Here is a 7,880-nt window from a genome sequence, read left to right as displayed (position 1 = left end):
GACGGCTCGTCCCTGCAGATCACCCTTACCGATGCGGCTGGCAACGTGTCGACGCCAACTCCACTGACCGCTCCAGACTTGCAGGCCCCAGCACAGCCCACGGGCCTGAGCCTAAGCGATGCGGTCACATTGACCGGCAGCGGTGAAGCGGGTACGCGGGTAGAGGTGCGTGATGCCAGCGGTAATCTGATCGGAACCGGCATCGTCGCCGCCAATGGCAGCTTCAGTGTGACCCTAGATGCCCCGCAGGCCAACGGTGAGCAACTGTCCATAACGCTTACCGATGCGACGGGCAACCGCTCGATCCCGTTGGCCTACACCGCGCCCGACACAACCCCACCCGCGCAGATCACCGACGTTACGCTAGGCGCTGGCAGCCTGGCGGTTTCCGGCCGCGGCGAGCCGGGTGCAACGGTCGAGATTCGCGATGGCGCAGGTGCGTTGCTTGGAAGTGGCGTTGTCGGCGCCAACGGCACCTTCGTGGTCAATCTGGACGCGGCACTGACTGCCGGCCAGTCCATCGAGCTGGTACAGACCGATACGGCAGGCAATCCGTCTACCGCCGTAAACGTGATCGTGCCAGCCACCCCCCTGCCTGACAGCCCCACCGGGCTGGCAGTCAGCGCCGACGGCACCACGCTCAGCGGTAACGCACCTGCTGGCACGCAGGTGCAGGTGCGCGATGGCAACGGGAATGTGCTTGGCAGCGTGCAAGTTGGCAACGACGGCACCTTCACCCTCACCCTCGACCCGGCGCAGGCCAATGGCGAGCTGCTTGATGTGGTGGCTGTCGATGCCGGCGGCAATAGTTCATTGCCGACTCAAATCAGCGCTCCGGATATTACCCCCCCCAACGAGGCCACCGATCTGCAAGTCAGCGCCGACGGCGTGACGCTGACGGGCCGGGGCGAACCTGGCGCCACGGTACAGGTCACCAACGCCCAAGGCACGCTGCTGGGCACCGCCGTGATAGGCGCCAACGGCCAGTTCGCGGTGACACTGGACCCGGCGCAGAACGACGGCCAACAGCTGGATGTCGCCCTGCGCGACGGTGCCGGCAACACTTCCACTGCGACGGTAACCGCACCTGACTTGGACGGCCCGCTGCAACCCTCTGGCCTGGCGATCGACATCACCGGCCTACACCTGACCGGTACGGGCCAGGCCGGCTCGCTGGTCACAGTGCGCGCTGCCGATGGTACGGTGCTCGGTACAGCCACGGTGGGTGCCGACGGCCGCTTCGACGTAACCCTTGGCCAGCCACAACTAAATGGCCAGAGCCTGACCGTGGAAGCCACCGACAGCCTGGGCAACAGTGCAGGGCCGGTCGGTTTCATCGCGCCTGACAGCACCCCACCACAAGTGGTCGGTACGCCGAGTGTCGATGGCGCCGGCGCTACTGTCAGCGGTACTGGCGAAGCCGGCGCCACGGTCACCGTGCGCGGCCCCAATGGCGCGGTGCTGGGCAGCGCCGTGGTGGGCAACGACGGTAATTTCCAAGTCACCCTCGCACCCCCTCAGACCAACGGCCAGGCATTGACCGTTGAACAACGCGACCCTGCCGGCAACGTTTCGCCTTCGGTGGGCTTGAATGCACCCGATACTACCGCGCCGGCCATCACCACCGGCCTTACATTGTCCGCCAATGGCGCGCAATTGACCGGTTTCGGCGAGCCTGGTGCGCAGGTGCGAGTAACCGGCACTGGGGGTGCTGTGCTGGGCAATGCTACGGTGCAGGCCGATGGTAGCTTCAGCGTCACCCTCACCCCAGCGCAGCTCAATGGTCAGACCCTGACCGTCATCCAAACCGATGGCGGCGGCAACCCCTCCCCTGCCAACACCCTGATCGCCAGTGACTTGCAAGCACCTGAGGCAGCGCAAGGGCTTGCGTTGAGCGCCGATGGCACACTGCTTACTGGCCAAGGTGAGCCTGGCGCGACCGTGCAAGTGCGCGACACTGCCGGGCAGTTGCTTGGCAGCGGCGTCGTGGGGCAGAACGGTAGTTTCAGCGTGACCCTCTCGCCCGCGCAAATCAGCGGCGAAACGGTGTCGGTGGTGTTGACCGACGCCGCTGGCAACGCCTCGCCGTCGGTGCCCTTCACGGCTGACGATAGCAGTGGCCCGGCGGTGCCTGGCGGGGTACAAGTGAATGCCGATGGCACCTTGGTGACAGGCACAGGTCAGGCCGGCGCAACGGTTGAAGTGCGCAACGCCGCAGGTGACCTGCTGGGCAGTGTCGTGGTGCCTGCCAGTGGCACATTCAGCGTGTCGCTGACCCCAGCTCAGCTCGATGGCCAGACACTCGACGTCGTGCAAATCAATGGCCAGGGCACAGCATCGGCCGCTGCCCAGGCCATCGCACCCGATCTGACCCCACCGCAACTGCCGACAGACCTTGCGATTACCCCTGATGGCCTGGCCCTGACCGGCAATGCACCCGGTGCGGCGTCGGTCACCGTGCTCAGCCCCAGTGGTGTAGAAACCACCGTAGCGGTCAACCCTGACGGCAGTTTCAGCGTGCCATTGGCCACAGCCCTGCTCAACGGCGAGACGGTGACCGTGGTGGTCACTGATGCTGCCGGCAATAGCACCGCGCCGACCCCGGTGATCGCTGCCGACACCACCCCCCCTGCTGCGGCTTCGGACATTGCTGTCAGCCCGGATGGCGGCACGATCAGTGGTAGCGCTGAGCCCGGCACCACGGTTATCGTGCGCGACGGCAACACCCAGCTGGGCACTGCTACAGTTGGGCCCGATGGCACCTTCGCGGTTCAGGTCAACCCACCGTTGGCCACTGGCGACAGCGTGCAACTGGTGGTGCAAGACGGCGGCAACAATGAAACCGCAGTCACCGTCAACGGCCCGGACGGTACCGAACTTGCCGCGCCGAGCAACCTTGCGCTGAGTGCTGATGGTTTCCTGCTGACGGGTGAAGGTACGGTCGGCTCGCTGATCACCGTCACTTCTGGCGGCACCACGCTCGGCACCGGCACGGTCGGCAGCGATGGGATCTTCCGCATCTTCTTCGCCAATGCCCAGCTCAATGCGCAAGTGCTGAGCGTCAGTGCGCGGGCTTCAGCCGGTGGCGCACCTTCGGTACCCGCTACGCTGCAGGCACCGGACACCACGGCGCCCGATGCGCCTACTCAGGTTGCCATCAACCGCAGCGGCACCACCCTCAGCGGCCGCGGCGAAGTGGGTGCGACCGTCAGCGTTACAGACGCCAACGGCGCCGTCGTGGGCTCTGGCACAGTCGGTAGCAATGGCCTGTTCAACATCACCCTGACGCCTGCGCAAAGCAATGCGCAAAACCTCACCATCACCCAAGCCGATGCGGCCGGCAATGTGTCGTTGGCGGCCACCTTGCAGGCGCCTGACCTGCAGGCACCGGATGCTGCGAGCGGCCTGAGCCTCAACAGCGCGGCCACTGTGGTCAGCGGCCAAGGTGAAGCTGGCGCCACCGTGACTGTGCGTGATGCCAGCGGCGCCATCCTGGCTACCGGCACGGTGAACCAGAGCGGGCAGTTCCAGATCACCTTGCCCAGCGCCCAGACCACTGGCAGCCCTCTGCAGGTGACCCTGGCTGATGCTGCCGGCAACGTGTCCAGCCCCGCCAGCCTGGCCACACCTGACCGCACGCCGCCGGCGGCCGTCACCAATGCGCTGCTCAGTGCCGATGGCCGGCAGTTGTCTGGCAGTGGTGAGGTCGGCGCCACCGTGCAGGTGCGCAATGCCGCCGGCACCTTGTTGGGCACCGCCACCGTGGGGGCCGATGGGCGTTTCACGGTGATCTTCGACACACCGCAGAACAGCGGCCAGGCAATTGGCGTCAGCCAAGTGGACGCAGCTGGCAATGTCTCACCAGCCGTCAGCCTGACCACACCTGACTTCACCGCACCAAGCCCATTGACCAATGTGGTGCTCAACAACAATGGCCTCACCCTGACCGGGCTGGGCGAAGCCGGGGCCACCGTCACCGTGCGCGGCGCCGATGGCACTATCGTCGGTACCGGGGTAGTCAGCGCCAACGGCAGCTTCACTCTCGACCTGGACACTGCTCAGCTCAACGCCCAGCGATTGAGCGTCACCCAGACCGACGCAGGCAACAATACCTCGGCGGCCGTCAACGTCATTGCCCCCGACTTCACGCCGCCAGCCGCACCCAGCGACCTTGCGCTGTCCAGCAGCGGCCTGCAGTTAAGCGGTAGTGCAGAGGCAGGCAGCTCGGTCACCGTGCGCGATGCATCGGGTGCGGTGCTCGGCACCGCTGTGGCTGCCGCCAACGGCACCTTCCAGGTGACCCTGAACAGCGCCCAGACCAACGGCCAGGCCCTGCAGGTCACCGCTACCGATGCGGCGGGCAATGTCTCGCCAGCAGCGCCCTACACTGCCGCCGATACCACGCCGCCCGCAGCGGTTGCGAACCTGGCGGTGTCGGCGGACGGCGCGACCTTGACCGGTACCGGCGAGGCCGGTGCCACGGTGACCGTCCGCGCTGGCGATGGCACTGCGCTGGGCAATGCCATCGTCGCGGCCAACGGCCAGTTCAGCGTCACCCTCAGCCCTGTCGCCAACACGGGCGCGGTGCTCAGTGTGGTGCAGACAGATGCCGCACTCAACGCCTCACCCGAACAGCAAGTCACGGCACCCGGCGCTGCAGCGCCAGCCTCGCCCGGCAGCCTGGTGCTGTCGGCCGATGGCCTGACCATCACCGGCACCGCCACGCCTGGCAACATGGTCAAGGTCTACGGGCCCAATGGGGTGCTACTGGGCATGGCCCCAGTCGGTAACGATGGTAGTTTCACCGTGGCCCTTGGCTCAGCCCAGGCCAACGGTGAAGTGCTGCAAGTGAGCGCCATCGGCAGCGATGGCACCAGCTCCCTGCCAACACTGCTACAGGCGCCTGATACCACCGCGCCGCAGCCTTTGACCAACCTGATGCTGTCCAGTGATGGGCTGGTGGTCACGGGCCGTGGTGAGGCTGGCGCTACAGTCACCATCACCGGCGCAGGCGGCGCCAGCCTTGGCAGCGCCGTCGTCGATGCCAGCGGCAATTTCAGCGTCACACTGGCTGCTGCGCAGATCAATGGCCAACAACTCAGTGCCGCGCAAACCGATGCTGCAGGCAACGAGTCCAATAGCGTGAGCCTCACCGCGCCCGACCGAGTGGCACCCGATGCGCCGGCCAATCTGGCCTTCGCTGGGGGTGGTAGCCTGCTCAACGGCACCGGCGAGGCCAACGCCAACATCAAGGTGCTGGCTGCCGATGGCAGCGTGATCGGTACCGGTGTAGTAGCTGCCAACGGCACATTCCAAGTCACCCTCACCCCTTCCCAAGCCAATGGCCAGCAGGTTCAGGTGGTGCTGACCGATGCCGCAGGCAACCAGTCGGCGCCCACTGCCATCACGGCACCTGACACCACCGCGCCAACACCACCCACCGAGCTTGCGATTTCCAGCGACGGCGTGACCATCACTGGCCGCGGTGAAGCGGGGGCAACGGTGACCGTTACCAATGCCGGTGGCCAGCAGGTGGGTACGACTACCGTCGACGCCAGTGGCAACTTCACCGTCACCCTGAACCCGGCCCTGAGCAACGCCGAGGTCCTGAGCTTCACCCAGACCGACGCAGCCGGGAACGTGTCGGCCGCAGCCACCTTGACCACGCCGGACTTCACCCCGCCCGACCAGCTCACCAATGTGCTGATCAATGCCGATGGCAGCGTGGTGACAGGCGCGGGCGAACCAGGCGCCACGGTCACCGTGACCAATGCCGCCGGTGTTGTGCTGGGCACCACCACAGTGCTTGCCGATGGCAGCTTCCGCGTCGAACTGACCCCAGCGCAGATCAACCTGCAGGTGCTGTCGGTGCAGCAGGCTGATCCACCCGGCAACATCAGCGAACCGGTCACGGTCACCGCACCAGACCTCACCCCACCGGCCGCGGCCACCGCGTTGCAGCTCAATGCCGCTGGCGACCAGCTTGGCGGTGTCGGCGAAGCGGGCGCGACGGTACGCGTGTTCGTTGGCAACGTGCAAATTGGCACCGCCACGGTAGCTGCCAACGGCACCTTCCTGGTCAACCTCGACACCCCGCAATTGAATGGGCAATTACTGCAGGTCACGCTGCAGGACAACGCCAACAACATCTCGGCGATCAGTAGCCTCACCGCTGCCGACGTCACGCCACCTGCCATGGTGGTCGCTTCGCTCAACCCAAGCGGCACCCAGATCAGCGGCACCGGTGAGGTCGGTGCGCAGGTCACTGTGATCAACAACCTGGGCAACCTCATCGGCCAAGGCGTCATCGCCGTCGACGGCACCTTCGTAATCACCCTGACCACCGCGCAGGTCAACGGCCAGCAGTTGACCGTCATTGCCCAGGACCCTACTGGCAACCCGTCGCTGCCGCTGCTACTGAACGCCCCAGACCTGACCCCGCCGGCACAGCCGGGCAGCCTGAACGTGACCGGCAACGGCACATTGCTCAGCGGCACGGGTGAGGTAGGCAGCGTTATCACTGTGCGCAACCCAGCCGGCACGGTGGTCGGCACCGTGACGGTGCCCGATGGCGGCAATTTCGTCGTCACCCTAAGCCCCGCCCAGAACAACGGGCAGTTGCTCACCGTAACTTCAACCGACGCCGCTGGTAACGTCTCGCTGCCCGGCACCTACCAGACCGCCGATACCTCGCCGCCAGCCATCGTCACCAACTTGGCCATCAACCCCGACTACAACGTGCTCACCGGGCGTGGCGAAGCGGGTGCCACTGTAACCGTCAGCTTCGGCGGCCAAGTGATCGGCACCGGCCAGGTCGACAGTGCTGGCAACTTCTCGGTCAGCCTGTCACCAACGCCTGGCTCGTCGGCGACCCTGACCGTGACCCAGGCCGACGCCGCCAATAACATTTCGCCAGTGGCCAGCTATACCACCCCGCTGGTTCCACCGGCCGAGCCTCCAGTCAGTGCAGTATTGGCCGCCGATGGCCTGACGCTGACAGGTATAGCAACTGCGGCCGCGGCGATCCGTGTCTACGATGCCGATGGCAACCTGATCGGTAGCGGTTTGGCCAATCCACTCACCGGCGCCTTCACCGTCACGCTCGACAGTGCCCAACTCAACGGGCAACACCTGTCGGTGACGGCGGTGTCGGCGCTAGGCGGCGAATCGCAGCCAGTGTTCGTCACGGCTGCGGATGTCACCCCACCGGCCAACCCCGTGGTCACTGCACTGTCGGCCAATGGCCTGCTGCTGACCGGTACCGGGGAGGCAGGTGCCACCGTCACCGTGCGTGATGCCGGGGGGGCCGTGCTTGGGACGGGGCTGGTCAACGGCGCAGGGGTGTTCGCCATCAACCTCAGCAGCGCCCAGCTCAACGGCCAGGTGCTGAGCCTGAGCCAAGCCGATGCTGCGCTCAACGTATCCGCCACCACTACCTTCACCGCACCGGACACCCAGGCACCGCTGGCGCCAACCAGCCTTGCGATCAGCGCGAACGGCACCGTGCTCACCGGCATCGGCGAACCCGGTGCCACCGTCACGGTGCTAAGCCTGACGGGCGGTTCGCTAGGCACCACAGTGGTGCAGGCCAACGGCACCTTCAGCGTAACCCTCAACACCGCGCAAAACGACGGCCAGGCCCTGGTGGTGCGCCAGGCAGATGCCGCCGGCAACCTTTCGGCCTGGGCCGCTATCACGGCACCTGATACCACGCCGCCCACCGCTCCTGTGGCCACGATCAACGCCAGTGGCACCTTGATCAGCGGTTCGGGCCAGGTCGGCAGCACGGTGACGGTGCGCAATAGTGCAGGCACTGTGCTCGGCACTGCCACGGTCGGCACCAACGGGCTGTTCGTGGTCAGCCTCAGCGCTGCGCAAAT

Annotated in this window: 1 protein-coding gene; it reads left to right on the top strand. The window is 66.1% G+C overall.

Features of this window, described 5'->3' with window-relative positions; genetic code table 11:
- On the top strand, positions 1-7,880 hold a 7,880-nt coding region (locus ACK59H_RS22485; RefSeq protein ID WP_409264941.1), incomplete at both ends, for an Ig-like domain-containing protein.

This window comes from Pseudomonas sp. KCJK9000, from assembly GCF_046230725.1.
Lineage (GTDB): Bacteria > Pseudomonadota > Gammaproteobacteria > Pseudomonadales > Pseudomonadaceae > Aquipseudomonas > Aquipseudomonas promysalinigenes.
Note: the sequence above shows the minus strand (reverse complement) of the source record. Positions and strands in the feature narration are given on the sequence as shown.